This is a genomic window from Pseudonocardia sp. OZ21, assembly GCF_059359135.1.
The window spans coordinates 223,345-238,070 of the sequence record NZ_JCADBN010000010.1 but is presented as its reverse complement, the minus strand read 5'-3'; the positions used below and the strand labels follow the sequence as shown (position 1 = coordinate 238,070).

14 protein-coding genes and 1 pseudogene are annotated in these 14,726 nt (G+C 71.6%); 12 read left to right on the top strand and 3 right to left on the bottom strand.

Translation table 11 applies throughout. The features are described 5' to 3' along the window. Positions 1-63: 63 nt before the first annotated feature. Positions 64-534 carry an SLC13 family permease gene (locus tag AC5L35_RS23505; RefSeq protein WP_495061833.1) on the bottom strand — a complete coding sequence of 157 codons (471 nt, stop codon included), beginning with the start codon at positions 532-534 and terminating at the stop codon, positions 64-66. Positions 535-588: 54 nt separating this feature from the next. Here AC5L35_RS23505 and AC5L35_RS23500 point away from each other — a divergent pair, with 54 nt between their 5' ends. The 12 genes and pseudogenes from AC5L35_RS23500 (at position 589) to AC5L35_RS23445 (ending at position 12,685) form a co-directional block, all read left to right on the top strand. Next, on the top strand, positions 589-765 hold the full coding sequence (locus AC5L35_RS23500) for a hypothetical protein (protein ID WP_495061832.1): 177 nt from the start codon (positions 589-591) through the stop codon (positions 763-765). After that, entirely contained in the window at positions 762-1,439 is a 678-nt protein-coding gene (locus AC5L35_RS23495) for a response regulator (protein WP_495061831.1), read from the top strand. The genes AC5L35_RS23500 and AC5L35_RS23495 overlap by 4 nt, the downstream gene beginning before the upstream one ends. Positions 1,440-1,586: 147 nt before the next feature. Further along, on the top strand, positions 1,587-2,096 hold the full coding sequence (locus tag AC5L35_RS23490; protein WP_495061830.1) for a hypothetical protein: 510 nt from the start codon (positions 1,587-1,589) through the stop codon (positions 2,094-2,096). 2 nt (positions 2,097-2,098) lie between these two features. Then, complete coding sequence (locus AC5L35_RS23485; RefSeq protein WP_495061829.1) at positions 2,099-2,530, top strand: SPFH domain-containing protein; 432 nt, start codon at positions 2,099-2,101, stop codon at positions 2,528-2,530. 115 nt (positions 2,531-2,645) lie between these two features. Next, positions 2,646-3,023, top strand: coding sequence for a hypothetical protein (locus tag AC5L35_RS23480; protein ID WP_495061828.1), 378 nt, complete (start codon positions 2,646-2,648; stop codon positions 3,021-3,023). Between the two features lie 49 nt (positions 3,024-3,072). After that, entirely contained in the window at positions 3,073-5,322 is a 2,250-nt protein-coding gene (gene secD, locus AC5L35_RS23475) for a protein translocase subunit SecD (RefSeq protein WP_495061827.1), read from the top strand. 98 nt (positions 5,323-5,420) lie between these two features. Then, positions 5,421-5,849: pseudogene (locus AC5L35_RS23470) on the top strand (acyltransferase family protein); the annotation flags it as partial. Between the two features lie 224 nt (positions 5,850-6,073). Continuing rightward, the gene (locus tag AC5L35_RS23465) at positions 6,074-6,283 is read left to right on the top strand and encodes a hypothetical protein (protein WP_495061826.1); all 210 of its coding nucleotides are present in this window, start codon (positions 6,074-6,076) and stop codon (positions 6,281-6,283) included. A gap of 8 nt (positions 6,284-6,291) precedes the next feature. Beyond that, the gene (locus tag AC5L35_RS23460; RefSeq protein ID WP_495061825.1) at positions 6,292-6,849 is read left to right on the top strand and encodes an SGNH hydrolase domain-containing protein; all 558 of its coding nucleotides are present in this window, start codon (positions 6,292-6,294) and stop codon (positions 6,847-6,849) included. Positions 6,850-7,149: 300 nt separating this feature from the next. Continuing rightward, a complete protein-coding gene (locus AC5L35_RS23455) occupies positions 7,150-9,936 on the top strand; it encodes an ATP-binding protein (protein ID WP_495061824.1) in 2,787 nt (928 codons plus the stop codon). 205 nt (positions 9,937-10,141) lie between these two features. After that, the gene (locus AC5L35_RS23450) at positions 10,142-12,130 is read left to right on the top strand and encodes an AAA family ATPase (RefSeq protein ID WP_495061823.1); all 1,989 of its coding nucleotides are present in this window, start codon (positions 10,142-10,144) and stop codon (positions 12,128-12,130) included. 138 nt (positions 12,131-12,268) lie between these two features. Continuing rightward, positions 12,269-12,685, top strand: coding sequence for a hypothetical protein (locus tag AC5L35_RS23445; protein ID WP_495061822.1), 417 nt, complete (start codon positions 12,269-12,271; stop codon positions 12,683-12,685). Positions 12,686-12,719: 34 nt separating this feature from the next. Here the strand turns inward: AC5L35_RS23445 and AC5L35_RS23440 are convergent, their stop codons facing one another. Together AC5L35_RS23440 and AC5L35_RS23435 are read right to left on the bottom strand one after the other, a co-directional pair. Beyond that, positions 12,720-13,580, bottom strand: a complete 861-nt coding sequence (locus tag AC5L35_RS23440; RefSeq protein ID WP_495061821.1) for an arylamine N-acetyltransferase family protein — start codon at positions 13,578-13,580, stop codon at positions 12,720-12,722. A 405-nt stretch (positions 13,581-13,985) separates the two neighbouring features. Beyond that, positions 13,986-14,393, bottom strand: coding sequence for an aldo/keto reductase (locus AC5L35_RS23435; protein WP_495061820.1), 408 nt, complete (start codon positions 14,391-14,393; stop codon positions 13,986-13,988). Positions 14,394-14,726: the final 333 nt, after the last annotated feature.

Here is a 14,726-nt window from a genome sequence, read left to right as displayed (position 1 = left end):
CTTGCCTGGCAGGAAAGTTACCACTCGACTTGCCTACCAGGCAAGTCAGACGTCGAGCACCGGCTAGGTGAAGTAGCGGAGGTACACGTAGACCCGGGCCATCGTCGTGCTCAGGGCGGCGACGACGATCCCGTACTCGGTGAACTGCCAGAACGTGATGCGGTGGCCGGTGCGGGCGGCGATTCCGATGGCCACCACGTTGGCGCTCGCGGCCACCGCGGTGCCGTTGGCCGCCGAAGTCGGCGCCGAGCGCGAACGCCCACCAGAGCGCCTGACCGGTGGCCGGGTCCGGGACCTGCTCGACGAGGCTTTCGACCCGGGGGTCATGGTGGCGACGTAGGGGATGTTGTCGAAGAAGGCGCCGTGTACGGCCGAGCCGAAGATCAGTGCCGTGGCCGCGCCGAACCAGTTGTCGCCCACCATCGCGATGCTCCACGTCCCGACCGTGGCGATGACCCCGGTGTGGACCAGCCCGGCCACCATGACGAACAGCCCCATGAAGAACACCAGCGTGGGCCATTCGACCTCGCGCAAGGTGTCGGAGACGTCGGCACGACGACGACCGGCGCCATGTGGACGAGGAAGTCGTTGAAGGACAGCCCGGCCCGGCTGCCGATGATGATGTTGGGCGGATCGCCGATCATCGGCATGCGGGAGCGCGCCCACCTCATCGGCGCCGACCTGACCATCACCACACCGGACGGCGGCGGCACCGATGTGCGGCTCGTCGTGCCCGCGGCCACCCAGCAGAGGCGGAACCCGTGAACTCCTCCCCCACCCGGATCCTGCTCGCCGACGACCATGCCCTGGTCCGGCGGGGGTTGCGCCTGATCCTCGACGCCGAGCCGGACCTCACGGTCGTGGCCGAGGCGTCCGACGGAGCGGAGGCCGTGCAGATCGTCGCCACCGCGTCCGCCACGCCCTCGTCCGATGGCCGCGATCTCGCGATCCTCGACATCGCGATGCCGAGGATGACCGGTATCCAGGCCGCGAGGGAGATCTCCCGCCGCGCCCCGGGCATCCGCATCCTGATGCTGTCGATGTACGACAACGAGCAGTACTTCTTCGAGTCCCTCAAGGCGGGGGCGTCGGGCTACGTCCTCAAGTCCGTGGCGGATCGCGACCTGCTCGAGGCCTGCCGCGCGGCGATGCGCGGCGAACCCTTCCTCTACCCCGGCGCGATCACCGCGCTCATCCGCGACTACCTGCAGCGCAGCAAGCAGGGCGACCGGCTCCCCGACACCATCCTCACCCCGCGCGAGGAGGAGATCGTCAAGCTCATCGCGGAAGGGAACTCCTCCAAGGAGATCGCCGAGACGCTCGTGATCAGTATCAAGACCGTCGACCGGCACCGCGCCAACATCCTGCAGAAACTCGGGATGCGCGATCGGCTGGACCTGACCAGGTACGCCATCCGCGCAGGCCTCGTCGAACCGTGACGGGCGGGGTGCGATCCCTCTGCATGTCGCAGGGCGCGGAGATGGGTGTTGGACCCGATGGTGCCGGCATCGGCGTCGCGTCAGGCTGGCCGGAGCGCTCCTGCCCCGGGAGCGGCACCGGGGCCTGACCACGACGAGAGGCCGAGCATGGACACCTACGCGCTGGTCGCCGCGCTCGGTGCGGACGCGTCCGCCGCCGTGCAGGGGTACCGGCTGGACGTCATGTCCGAGGCCCGCGGACGGGGGCTGCGCCTGGTCGACGACCAGGCGACCGGGCCCGGACGGCCCGACCCTCTCGAGATCTGCCTGACGTTCCTGCACTGTCCCGGCCGGCCCGACCTCGCCGGCCGGACACTGCGCTGGTGTACCGCGCACGGATGGTCCTCGTCGCACCGCACGGCGAGCGCTGCGCTGAGCCACTACGCCGGCTCCCGGGCGGCCGCGCTGGACCTCGTGCCGACTGCGGCCGACGTCCTGAACTGGGCGGTCACCGGCTTCGACGGGACCTCCGTGCCACCGCCGGGTGTCGATCTCGACAACGACCCGCGGGCCATCCGGCGCCTGTTGACCCGCATCGACCTGCCCCTCCCACGTCCTGGCGAGCCGGGCGAGGAGCGAACACCCGTGCCGCGGCCGCGCGTGCACTCCGGGGAGTGACGATGGGTCTTCCGCCGCTGCTCGTCGTCGGGCTGGTCGTCGCCATGTTCGCGGTCGTGACCGTCGTGCAGGCGGTGCGCATCGTGCCGCAGGCGCGGGCACGCAACGTCGAGCGGCTGGGCCGCTACCACCGGACTCTGCAGCCGGGCCTCAGCATCGTGATCCCGTATGTCGACCGGGTGTACCCACCCATCGATCTGCGGGAGCAGGTCGTGGCGTTCTCCCCGCAGCCGGTGATCACCGAGGACAACCTCGTGGTGGAAGACCTGGAGCGTGCGCTCACCTCCCGCGACAGCGTCAACAGCCGGCTTCGTGTCGTACTCGACGACGCCACCGGGAAGTGGGCCTGCGCGTCAACCGGGTGCTTCCCCAGCTCGCCCAAGGCGCGGGCTCGACGTTCTGGATGGTCCCCACCGAGGTCACCACCGCCATGAGAGCCGTCTCGCGGGCGTTCACCGACCCCGCGAGCGCGACGGACGACCGCCCGGGACAGGAGGCCTAGTAGGCTTTTGCCCGATTCGGGGCGGGCGGACACCGGGAGGTGGGGACGTGCAGCAGTCGAGCGCACTCGTCCGGCGCCTGCTGGGCTCGGTGCTCGTGCTGCTCGCCACGCTCGCACTCACGGCCGCGGCTCTGCCCACCGCGGCCTCGGACGCACCGAACGCACCGGCGCCGTCCGCCCCCGCCGCGTTCGGCTGGGGTGTCGACCAGGCGCCGGCAGGCGAAGCCACTGTGCGCACCGACCGCCCCCTGGTCACCTGCACAGGGATCGGCAGCCACCCCGCGATCGTCCCCGCACCACCCGCTCCCGTCGCGCCGGCGGTGTGCTCCCACACGCCCGTCCGCGGCACGATCGGGCAGCGGACGGGCGAGTCCACCGCGGTACCAGGGCGGGCGCCGCCCGCCGGGGATCAGCCGACCATCTGATCCCCCGGCCACGCGCGTATGCGCGGCGGCCCTGTTCGCAAGGACCCCTGTGCACCGATCCGTGCTGGTGCGCGCCCTGTTGGCGCTCGCCGTGCTCGTCCCGTCCATCTGGTCAGCCCTGACCCTGACCCCCACCCTCGGCCTCGACCTGCGTGGCGGCACGCAGATCGTGCTGGAGACCCGCGACGCCCCCGGCACCGTGGCCGACGCCGCAGCCACCGACCGGGTGCTGGGCGTCCTCCGCGACCGCGTCGACGGCCTGGGCGTCGCCGAGCCCTCGCTCTCCCGCTCGGGCGAGCGGCGCATCGTCGTCGAGCTACCCGGACTGGAGGACCCGGCGGAGGCGGCCGACGTTCTCGGCCGGACCGCCCAGCTCACGATCCACCCCGTGCTCGGCCCGGCAACCGGCGCCGACGCGGCCCGCGTCCTGCCGGACGAGGCCGGAGCGGCACTGGCGCTCGGCCCACCCGCCCTGGCCGGTGAGGACGTCTCCGGGGCCCGTGCGTCCAGCGCAACGCCCGGCGTCATCGGATCGGTGGTGGACGTCGCGTTCGCCGGGGATGGTCGGGAGCGCTGGCGGGCGCTCACCGCGCAGGCGGCGTGCGCGTCGCCGGGTGATCCGGCCCGGCGCATCGCGATCGTGCTCGACGACCGCGTGATCTCCTCCCCGCAGGTCGATCCGTCGATCGCCTGCGGGGCAGGCATGCCCGGCGGCTCGACGCAGATCACCGGGTCGTTCAGCCGGGAGCAGGCCGGTGACCTCGCCGTGCTCATCTCCGGGGGTGCGCTGCCGGTCCCGGTCGAGATCATCGAGCAGCGGACGGTCGGCCCGACGCTCGGCGCGGCCGCGATCGAGGCCAGTGCGGTGGCTGCGGCGATCGGGGTGGCGCTGACCGGGGTGTTCCTGCTGACGGCCTACCGGCTCGTCGGGCTGGCCGCCGTGGCCTCGCTCGTCGGGTACGTGGTGATCAGCTACGCGGGCCTGACCGCGCTGGGGGCGACGCTCACCCTGCCCGGGCTGGCCGGCTTCGTGCTCGCGATCGGGATGGCGGTCGACGCCAACGTGCTGGTGGCCGAACGGGCCAGGGAGGAGTACCAGCGCGTACGGCGGCTGGACCGGGCCGCCGAGATCGGCTACCGCAGCGCTCTGCCCGCCGTGGCCGACTCGGCCGTGACGACGCTGCTCGCCGCCGGCCTGCTCTTCGGCCTCGCCTCCGGACCGGTGCGCGGGTTCGGGGTGACCCTGACGCTCGGCGTGCTCGTCTCGCTGTACTCCGCGCTCGTGCTGTCGCGGATGCTGACGATCTGGCTCGTGCGCCGCCCGTCGATCCGGCGGCGGCCGGCGTGGTCGGGACTGGCCTCGCCAGGGCCCGTGCGCACCTGGCTCGGGCGCCGCGACCCCGACCTGCTGCGCAGGCACCGGCGGTGGCTGGCGTGCTCGGCCGTCGTCGTCCTGATCGCGCTGGCCGGGGTCGCTGTCCGCGGGCTGAACTTCGGTGTCGAGTTCACCGGGGGCCGCGCCGTCGAGTTCTCGACCGCCCAGCCGCTCGAACCCGAGGTCGCGCGCGAGGCCGTCGCCGACGCCGGGTTCCCGGCGGTCGCCGTGCAGAGCACCGGCACGGGCGGGCTGTCCGTCCGTAGCGGCGACCTCACGGACGAGGACGTCACGGCCCTGCGCGACGTACTGGCCGACGCCGCGGGCGGTGCGAACCTGCTGCGCGACGAGCGGATCGGCCCGAGCCTCGGCGAGGAACTGCGCCGCGGCGCACTGGTCGCGCTCGGTGTGGCGCTCACCGCGCAGCTGATCTACCTGGCAGTCCGCTTCCGCTGGGTGTTCAGCGTGGGCGCAGTCGTCGCCCTGATCGCCAACGTGAGCGTGGTCGTCGGGGTGTTCGCCTGGTGGGGCCGGCCCGTGGACGGGGTGTTCCTCGCGGCGCTGCTCACGGTGATCGGCTACACCGTGAACGACTCGGTGGTCGTGTTCGACCGCGTCCGCGAGGGCTGGACGACCCAGCACGGGCCGGCCCTGCGCAGGCTCGTCGGGTCGGCGGTGCTGGCGACGCTTCCCCGCACCGTCAACACCGGTGTGTCCACCCTGGTCATCCTCGTGGCGCTGCTCCTACTGGGCGGCGACACGCTCGTCGACTTCGCGCTCGCCCTGCTCGTGGGCATCGTCGTCGGTACGGCCTCGACGATCAGCGTGGCGGCCCCGCTCGCGATCGAACTCCAGGGCAGGCGCAGGCCGCCGGCACCGCGGCGCACGCCTGCCCGGCGCCGCAGCACCGGAGCGGTGGTGTGACGGTGCCCCAGCCGTCGGAGAGGAGCACGCGTGCGCGGGAGGGCACGGTCCACCGGCCCGAGCTGCAGGGACTGTGAGCGCTGGCGATCGCCCTCGTCGTGGTCTACCACGTGTGGATCAACCGAGTGTCCGGCGGCGTCGACGTGCTCTTCCTGCTCACCGGGTTCCTGCTCACCGGGCAGCTGGTGCGGGCCGCCGAAGCGCGCACGCTCGACGTCCGGCGGCAGTGGAGCCGCACGCTGCGGCGCCTGATCCCGGGGGCAGCTGTGGTGCTCGTGGCCACGGCAGTGCTGAGCATCGCCGTGCTGCCCCACGGACGCTGGGCGCAGACGATCCGGGAGATCGCCGCCTCGGCGCTCTTCGCCGAGAACTGGCAGCTCGCCGCTGACTCGGTCGACTACGCCGCCCGCACCAACATGACCGGCGTCGTGCAGCACTTCTGGTCGCTGTCCATCCAGGGCCAGGTGTTCCTCGTCTGGCCGCTCCTGGTCGCCGTCGTGGCGGTCAGCTGCGCCGCTTCCCCGGCCCGGCTGCGTCCCCGGCTGACCGCCGTGCTGACAAGCCTGTTCTCCGCCTCCCCGGTGTACTCGGTGGAGCTGACGATCACGAACCAGCCCCTCGCGTACTTCCACACCCCCCGCCCGCCTGTGGGCAGTTCACTCTCGGCGGCCTGCACGCCCTCACCACCGACCGGATCGCGCTCTCGCCGCGTGCGCGGGTCGCGGCCGGCTGGGTCGGCGTCGCCGGCCTCGTGGCGTGCGGCGCGGCCATCCCGGTCGCCGACGTGTTCCCCGGCGTGGCCGCGCTGTGGCCCACCGGCTGCGCGGCCCTCGTGCTCATCGCCGGCCGGACGGGCGCCCCCGCAGGCGCCGACCGGCTCCTCGCCTCCCGTCCCGCTCGGTACCTCGGCGACCTCAGCTACTCGCTCTACCTCTGGCACTGGGTCCTGCTCGTCGGATAGTGCTGCTGGTGGCCGTCACCTGGCAGGTGGTCGGGGTCCGGGCACCGGAGGCCACGGGGAAGCAGGCGACGCCGCCCACCCCGGCGCGGCAGCCCTCCGGACCGGAGCCGTGGATCTCCTTGCACCCCGATACCGTCGTCACGTTGGCCAGCCGGGATGTACGCGCCGGGCTGACCGAGTGGACCCCACCGGGGTTCGTCGACCAATGGCGCCGACTCGACGCCGCCGGGATCGCCGTGGTGGCCGGGCGGGACACGCCCCGGTTCGCCTACTCCGTGCCCGACTGCGTGCAGACCCGACCGGACGACCTCGACTCCTGCGGGACCGACCGCGCCGAGGTCTACACGCCGGCCCCGCCGTGGACGCGGCTGTCGGACGTCCCGTCCGACGTCACGTTCATCGACATCGCCGACGCGGTCTGCGACACCACCCGCTGCCCAGCCGTGATCGGGAACATCCTGGTCTACCTCGACGACAACCATCTGAGCCCCACGTACAGCGCCACGATGGCCGGCCTGCTCGCCGACCCCCTGCACGCAGCGAACCAGTCGTCCTGCGGGTCGTGAGCTCGCCTCGCTCGGTGGTCGCCTGCGCCTGTGGAAACGGGTCTACTCGCTCTTCCGGGCGAATCTCACCGCTGCACTCATCACCTCGCCCGTGGGCTTTCGCGCACACTACGCGATCACTGCGTTCTACGCAGAATGGCAGGAATCGTAGTCGTACGGATTCGTACCGTCACATATGAATTTCCGCATTTGGCGCCGATTTTTCATCCGGCGAGGGTAGCTTTACCCGCCGACGGTCGTTATGGACGGTCTGAAGGCCGGGCATTGTCCGATTTTACGGTTCGGAAGGGGGTTGACGAGATGTTCGGCCGAAGCACGGATCTCGCGATCGTGCGTTCTTTTCTCGACGACGCGGCGGCCTCGGGCGCCGCGCTGTCGCTGGTTGGCGATGCCGGGATCGGTAAGACGACGCTCCTCCGGGCGGCGGTGGAGATGGCGGCGGTGGCCGGGGTGCGGGTGTTGTGGGCGGCCGGTGTCGAGTTCGAGGCCGGGGTCGGCTTCTCCGGTCTCAACCAGGCTCTGCTGCCCGTATTCAGTGAGTTCGACCGGCGTCTGGGTGCGGCATACCGCGAGGCACTCGCGGTGGCGCTGGGGTTCGGGACCGGAGCGGCGCCGGACCGGCTGGTCCTGTCGAACGCCACGCTCGCGCTCCTGCGCTCGATCGCCGCCGACCAGCCGGTGCTCGTGGTCGTCGACGACGCCCAGTGGATCGACCGGCCGAGCGCAGCGGTGCTGGGATTCGTCGCCCGCCGACTCGACGGCTCCCGGATCGGGTTCCTGGCGGCCTCTCGCTCCGACATCGAAGGCTTCTTCGAGCACAGCGGCCTGCCTGAGCACGAGCTTCGGCCCCTCGACGACGACGCGGCGCGCAGCCTGATGAACCGCCGCTTCCCCACGCTGCCCGCCGCAGTCCGGCGACGGCTGCTGACAGAGGCACAGGGCAACCCACTCGCCCTGGTGGAGCTACCCACCGCGCTGAACGGCCCCCCAGGCGACGCACTGCAGCCGCAGCCGGCCGTCCTGCCCCTGGGCCGACGGCTCCAGGCCCTGTTCACCGCCCGGATCGCACAACTCTCCGAGCCCACCCGCCGGCTGCTGCTGCTCGCCGCACTGGACGGCACCGGCGACCTCCATTTCGTCCAGGCCACCGGCGACGAGCGCACCGCAATGGAGCACCTCGCAGCGGGCGAACGTGCGGGGCTCGTGCGCATCGACCGTCGCATTCGACGGCTGGCCTTCCGACACCCACTGACCCGGGCGGCGATCGTGGAGATGTCGAGTGACGTCGAACGGCGCCGCGCGCACCTGGTGCTCGCGCAGCTGGGGACGAACCGGCCGGAACGCCAGGCGTGGCACCTGGGCGAGGCGACCGACAAGCCTGACGAACGGGTAGCCCGCCTGCTGCAGGAGTCAGCGCACCGCAGCCTCGACCGCGGCGACGCCACCGGCGCCATCTCCGCGTTGGTCCGGGCCGCGCACCTCAGCCCCCAGGGCACGGACCGGAGCAGACGGCTGGCCCAAGCAGCGTTCATCGGAGCCGACGTCACCGGCGAGATGGGAACGGCGTCCCAACTGCTGGTCGACGCGCACGCTGCCGGCCTGGACCGCGCCCCCGACGCCGGCCTGGGCCAGGCCGGGTCCCTCTACGCCGCAGCCACGACCGCCTACCTGCTCGTGACCGGCGACACCGATATCGACACCGCCCACGCACTGCTGGTCGGGGCAATCGAGAACCGATCGACGCAGGAGCCTGCCGACGACACCGAGCTCGTGGAAGCAGTCTGGGCACTGTCGCTGCTGTGCTGGCTGGGCGGGACACCCGAACACTGGGCGCCCTTCCAGGCAGCGGTCGCTCGACTCCCCCCGTCCGATTCCGCCCTGATCACTCTCCAGACCAGCACCTTCCTCGACCCGGTCCGCGCCACCCCCTCAGTGCTCGACGAGCTCGACCTCGCCGTGACCCGCCTCCACACCGAAGACGATCCGGCCACGATCGTGCGGACCTCCCGCTGCGCCGTCTACCTCGACCGGCTGGGACCCTGCCGCGACAGTTCCTGGCGCGTTCTGCGCGACGGCCGCGACGGCGGCGCCGTCATGAAGGCCCTCGTCGCCACCATGCACCTGTGCGCCGACAACTTCACCGCAGGCCGGTGGGACGAGATCGTGGAACTCACCGACGAGGCCCTCGAGATGTGCGACAACAATCGCTACCGGCACTTCTTGTGGCAGTTCCACTACTACAAGGCACTCATCGCAGCCGTTCGCGGTGACCAGGCCGCCAACCTGCACTGGACCGACGAGATCATCCGGTGGGCGTCGCCGAGAGGGGCGAGGGGACCGCTGCACTTCGTCCACCACGCCCGCGGACTCGCCGCACTCGGCCACGGCGACTTCGACGGCGCCTACCGCCACACCACCGCGATCAGCCCCGCCGGTTCGTTCGCCCCCTACACACCGAACGCGCTGTGGGTGATGGGGGATCTCGTGGAGGCCGCGCTGCGAACCAGCCGCCAACGCGCAGCCGCGGCACACGTCGCCGCGATGCACCACGCGAACGTCGCCGCACTCTCACCCCGACTCGCACTGCTCGTCGCGAACGCCACGGCCCTCACCGCCACCGACGACCAGGCCACCGAACTGTTCGAACAAGCCCTCACCCTCCCCAGCACCGATCGCTGGCCCTTCGACCTCGCCCGGACACAGCTCGCCTTCGGCGAACACCTCCGCCGCACCCGAGCCACCACAGCCTCACGGGACAATCTCACCGCAGCAATGGAAACCTTCCGGCGCCTCGGTGCCCACCCGTGGTCACACCGCGCCGAGAACGGACTCCGGGCCACCGGGCAGAGCCGCGCCGGCCGCACCGAGGCCGCAGCCACCCTCACCCCGCAAGAACGCGAGATCGCGATGCTCGCCGCATCCGGCCTGTCCAACAAGCAGATTGCACAGCGACTCTTCCTGTCCCACCGGACGGTCGGCGCCCACCTCTACCGCACCTTTCCGAAGCTGGGCATCAGCTCTCGAGCAGGGCTCCGGGACGCGCTCGCCGCCACTCCTGATCGTGGTGGACGGCCCGAACCCCGGTGAACGTCGGCCAGATGATTCCGACGATCTGTAAAAGACCGTTCGACAATGCGGTGGAGCGAACTGTCCGATCATCGACCCGCGGCCGCCCATGGAGTCATATGACCGATGTTGGCCTCTTGCGCGTCGATCAACCATGGGCCGGGGCGCGACGGTTGCGCCGAAAGGGATGGTGCGGCCCCGGCCGTGCCGGTGATCGGAGACGACGATGAGCGTGAATTCCGGGGAGGCCCCCGGCTGGGCACGGGTCGATGATCAGGGTGCTGTCCGGGTGAGCCTGAACGCGCTCCGGGCCGGTCATGGGTCGGTCGTGATCATCCGTGGAGCGGCGGGGGCCGGGCGGTCCGCGTTGCTCGTCGAGGCCCGTCGGATGGCGCACTCGATGGGGTTCCGGTCGCTCTCCGGGGTGGCGGGGCGGGAGACCCGGACACCCCTCGGGCCGATCATGGACGCCGTGGCGGCCGATCCGGAGCCGCTGCCGGACTTCCCGGCCGGGCCGGCCGCGCTGGTCACCTCCGTCGACCAGCGGTTCCGGCTCCTGCAGACGGTCCGACGGCGGCTGGAACGTGCCGCGATGCAGGCTCCGGTGCTCCTGACGCTCGATGACCTCCAGTGGGCCGATCCCACCACCCTGCTGGCGCTGCGCAACCTGCCGCGCAGGCTCGCGCATCTGCCCGTGCTGTGGCTCCTCTCCGCGCAGGAGGACCTCGCGACGGAGCCGCTGCTCGCCACGCTCGACCGGCTCACCGACGAGGGCGCACACACCCTCGACCTGCAGCCGGCGGTCGCGGCCACCACTCGTGAGGTCAACGGCGCGCGAGCGGGGCTGTCGGACGCCGCTGCGCTGCTCGCCGCGCTGGCGGTGCCCGGCGACTCCGCGGTGGTCTCGCTGCTGCGTCAGGCCGCGTCGATGTCGGCGGACTCGGACCCGCAGGCGGCGGCTGAGCTCAGTGTGCGGGCGCTCGAGCTCACCCCGCCCCGGGCTTCGGGGTGGGCGGACCTGGTCACGGAGACCGTGCGGCTGCTGCTCGGCGCCGGCCGTGGGGCTCAGGCCGCCGCACTCGCGCAGCAGTCGCTGGAGACTCCGGTCGGCCCGGTGGCCGAGGCCCGGGTGCGGCTGGGCAACGCGCTGGTCGGCCTCCGGTCCGCGTTCGTCGACGCGATCCGGCACTGCAGGGCCGCCCTGGCACTGCCGGGGGTGCCGCAGTCGCTGCAGGCCGACCTGCTCGCCGTGCTCTCGCTGGCCACCGCGCTCGACGGGGACCCGGAGGCGGCCGGTGACATCGCCCGCGAAGCGATGACCGCGGCCCACGAATCGGGCAACGCGCCGGCGGAGGCGCTCATCGTGTGCGTCAGGTCCATCGCGGACTTCCACCGGGGCGACTGGCGCACGGCCCTCGCGGGAGCGGAGGCAGCAACACGTTTGACGCAGCGGGTGCACGCGCCGCAGCGCCTCTGGGAGCCGGATTTCTGGCGGGTGTCCGCACTGGCCGGCGTCGGGCGGCTCGACGAGGCCCTGGTCATCGCGGACCGGCGCCAGGCAGGCACGGGGGCCTGCCCGGCACTGAGCCGGTTGTGGGACGCGACCCGATCGCGGCTGCTGCTGGACGCCGGACGGCCTGCTGATGCCCGTGCGGCGGCCCGGACAGCGCTCACCGCCGCCGGCGAGTTCGGTCCCGGCGACTTCTCAGCCGTCACCGCGATCTCCACGCTGGGGCGGGTCGCCGTGCTGACCGGCGACGAGGAGGCGCTGGCCACGGCGGAACGAGCCGCGCACACGATGGTGACCAGCCGGTCGGCGTCGGTACGCACTGCGGGCGCCTGGCTGCGAGCCCTCATCGCCGACTTCCGAGGTGACCCCGGCGGCGCCATCGCGATCCTCACCGAGGGGGCCTGCCGTTTCGACACCATCGGCCCGTGGGCCGGCGGCCCGCTCGACATCGCCGACGTGCCGTGGTTCGTCCGGGTCGCCCTGCGTGCCGGGCACAGGGATCGCGCCGAACGAGCGGCCGCCACCACAAGGCGTCGGGCCAGGGCGAACCCTGACGTGCCCCTGTTCGTCGCCGCGCACGCGCACGCCCGCGGGCTGCTCCTGCACGACCGCGACGGGCTGCTCCGGGCGGCCGCGATGTTCGAGGCCGCACAACGACCGCTGGCCCGCGCCTCGGCCTTGGAGGACGCAGGTCGGCTCGACTAGCACGTACCCGTTGCCGGCTGGGTGCGCGTAGCCGGTGAGCACCGGGCTCGGCTATCGCCATTCGACCGGCAAACCACAAGCCATTCTCAGCCGTCTGCACGACGCCGGTTGGACGAACCGGCCGAGAAAGGTGTCACGATGCCACGATTCGAGATGGTCGGCCCCACCCGGGCCGCGCGAAGGGCCCGAACCGCCCTGCAGATCACCGCGGCCCTGTGCACGCTCGAACTCCTGTTCCAGGGTGCGACAGCCGGAGAGATCCTGAACGGCAGCGAGGCCGTGGTGAGCGTCCACGGTGGTGGCGCGATCGTCTTCCACGTGCTGTCGCTGCTCATGCTGATCGCGGCTTTCCTGCTGTGGCGCGCAACAGGCGGGCACGTGTGGACCGTGGTGATCAGCGCCGCGGTGTTCGTCATCGGCCTGGCACAGGCCTATGTCGGAGACCGTGGGCTGCTCCCGGTCCACGTCCCGCTCGCCATCGCGCTGACGCTCGCCACCGCTTGGGTGCTCGCCTGGTCGTGCCTGACCGGGCGCACCGCTCGGCGCCGTGTCTGATGCCCCTCCCCCTGACCGGCCCGTCAGCGAACGATCAGAAGAGGCGGGCGAGGGCGGCGTCGAGGTCGGGCAGTTCGGAGAGATCGAGCAGGAACTGCTTTTCCAGGGCGGTCCGGACCGCGGCGGGCGACTCGAGGTCGTGTCGCTCCGACGGGCCGTCGAGATGATGCACAGCGAGGCTGGCGCCGTCGGACCTGGTGCCTTTGAGGGTGAAGCGGCGGTCGGAGGCCGGACGCCCGATCAACAGTCCGTTGACGAACTTGGAATCGGGATGGTTCGCGTTGTACCAGCTACTGACCTCGTAGTCGGCGAGATACTGCTCGGCGAGGTCGAACCGGTACAGCCTGCGCCACTGACTCCCTGTCCGGGCCTCCATCACGAGCGCGCGCCCGTCCGGCCGCAGGCGGAACGGCTCGTGCGGCGTGGCCTGTTCGACGTCCGGCTCGAGTGCCAGCACCCCGGTGAGCGTGAGGACACCGAACCCGACGTCGACGAGGTGCGAGCCTTCCGGCAGGTCGACCTGCAGCAGCATGTGGCTGCGCGGTGGCATGGGCGCGTCGGCGTCCCGGTTCCAGAGCACCCGCGCGGCAAGGCCGGTCGTCGTGTAGCCGAGCGCGTCGAGCACGCCGCGGAGCAGCATGTTCTGTTCGAAGCACCCGCCACCGCGCGCACGGTGGACCAACTTGGCGGTCAGGGCGTCCGGGTCGAGCCGCACCTCCCGTCCGGTGAACTTGTCGAGGTTCTCGTAGGAGATCGACCGCGCGTGCGCGGCGACGATCCGCCTCAGCGTTGTGAGGTCGGGGGCCGGGGCGCCGGCTTCCGCAGCGGGCATGCCGATCCGGCGGAAGTACGCGAGGAGGTCGGTGTCGAGCGCAGGTGAGTCCACGACACTCACGGATTTGTCCGCGGAGCTGAACCCGGCATGAAGAAGGGCCATCGATTCGTCGTCCAATCCGTTCCGACGTGATGCACACGGAGGTACTGGACGTTTTGCCCTGCAGCTGGAACCCCCCGGCGCCTGCACTACAGGTATACCTGCAGGGTGCACCCGGCGTTCGGTGGCGTCCACCACGTATTCGGAAATGCCCGATATTCCGGACGTGGTATATGACGCCCCGGACACTTGCCGAGCCCGGCGCCGGATATGCGATGAATATCGTCCCAGAACTGTAAGAGACAATATCTGCGTAAGTGCCGGCCCCAGAATGAGAGCCCTCCAGGCGAGGGTGGCCTGCGAGGGCGACGCGGAGAGCGGCACGCCGCGCCGCCCGATGCGCGGAGTGATGCCGCAAGAATGTGGTCATGCCGCCACCGCCCCGGTTCCAGCGCGCACGCAAACCTGAGCAGGTGGAGCAGCGCCGCCGAGCGGCCGCTGCCGTGTGAGTTCGGCGAGGTCGTCCGCGGTCAGCTCGACCTCGGCCGCGCCGACGTTCTCCGCCAGCCGCGACACGTTGCGGGTACCGGGAATCGGGACGATCCACGGCCGCTGCGCGAGCAGCCAGGCCAGCGCGACCTGGGCGAACGATGCGTTCGGATCGATCTTCCCGGTGAGGAAGCCCTTGCCGAGCGGGCTGAACGGCACGAAGCCGATGCCGAGCTCGTCCAGGGCCGGCAGGATCTCGGCCTCGGGCTCGCGCCACCACAGCGAGTACTCGCTCTGCAGGGCGGTGACGGGCTGCATCGCGTGGGCGCGCCGGATGGTCTGCACCCCGCCTCGGACAGCCCGAAGTGCCGGACCTTCCCGGCCCGGATCAGGTCCCCGACCGCCCCGGCGACCTCCTCGATCGGCACGGTGCTGACGCCCATGCAGCCGAACCCGATGGAGCGCACGTTTCGGAGCCGTAGTGCTGCTGTGGCCCCCCTCCGACAGCAGGACGGCTCCGAAACGCCGTGGTGCGGTTCAGAACTGGCCGGTGGTGGTCCGTAGCTCCTGGTGCCGGCGAGCATCGCGACCTCTTCCCGACGCAGCCCCGTGACGCGACGGTTGCCGCCGCGAGCTGAGGAAATCGCGAACCTCGGCGTGGTGGTCGATCTGGCCCGA

Excerpts from the sequence above, each read along its gene's own strand:
- AC5L35_RS23490 (WP_495061830.1), top strand. The coding sequence starts at position 1,587 with ATGGACACCTACGCGCTGGTCGCCGCGCTCGGTGCGGACGCGTCCGCC.
- AC5L35_RS23485 (WP_495061829.1), top strand. The coding sequence starts at position 2,099 with ATGGGTCTTCCGCCGCTGCTCGTCGTCGGGCTGGTCGTCGCCATGTTC.
- AC5L35_RS23455 (WP_495061824.1), top strand. The coding sequence starts at position 7,150 with ATGTTCGGCCGAAGCACGGATCTCGCGATCGTGCGTTCTTTTCTCGAC.
- AC5L35_RS23450 (WP_495061823.1), top strand. The coding sequence starts at position 10,142 with ATGAGCGTGAATTCCGGGGAGGCCCCCGGCTGGGCACGGGTCGATGAT.
- AC5L35_RS23445 (WP_495061822.1), top strand. The coding sequence starts at position 12,269 with ATGCCACGATTCGAGATGGTCGGCCCCACCCGGGCCGCGCGAAGGGCC.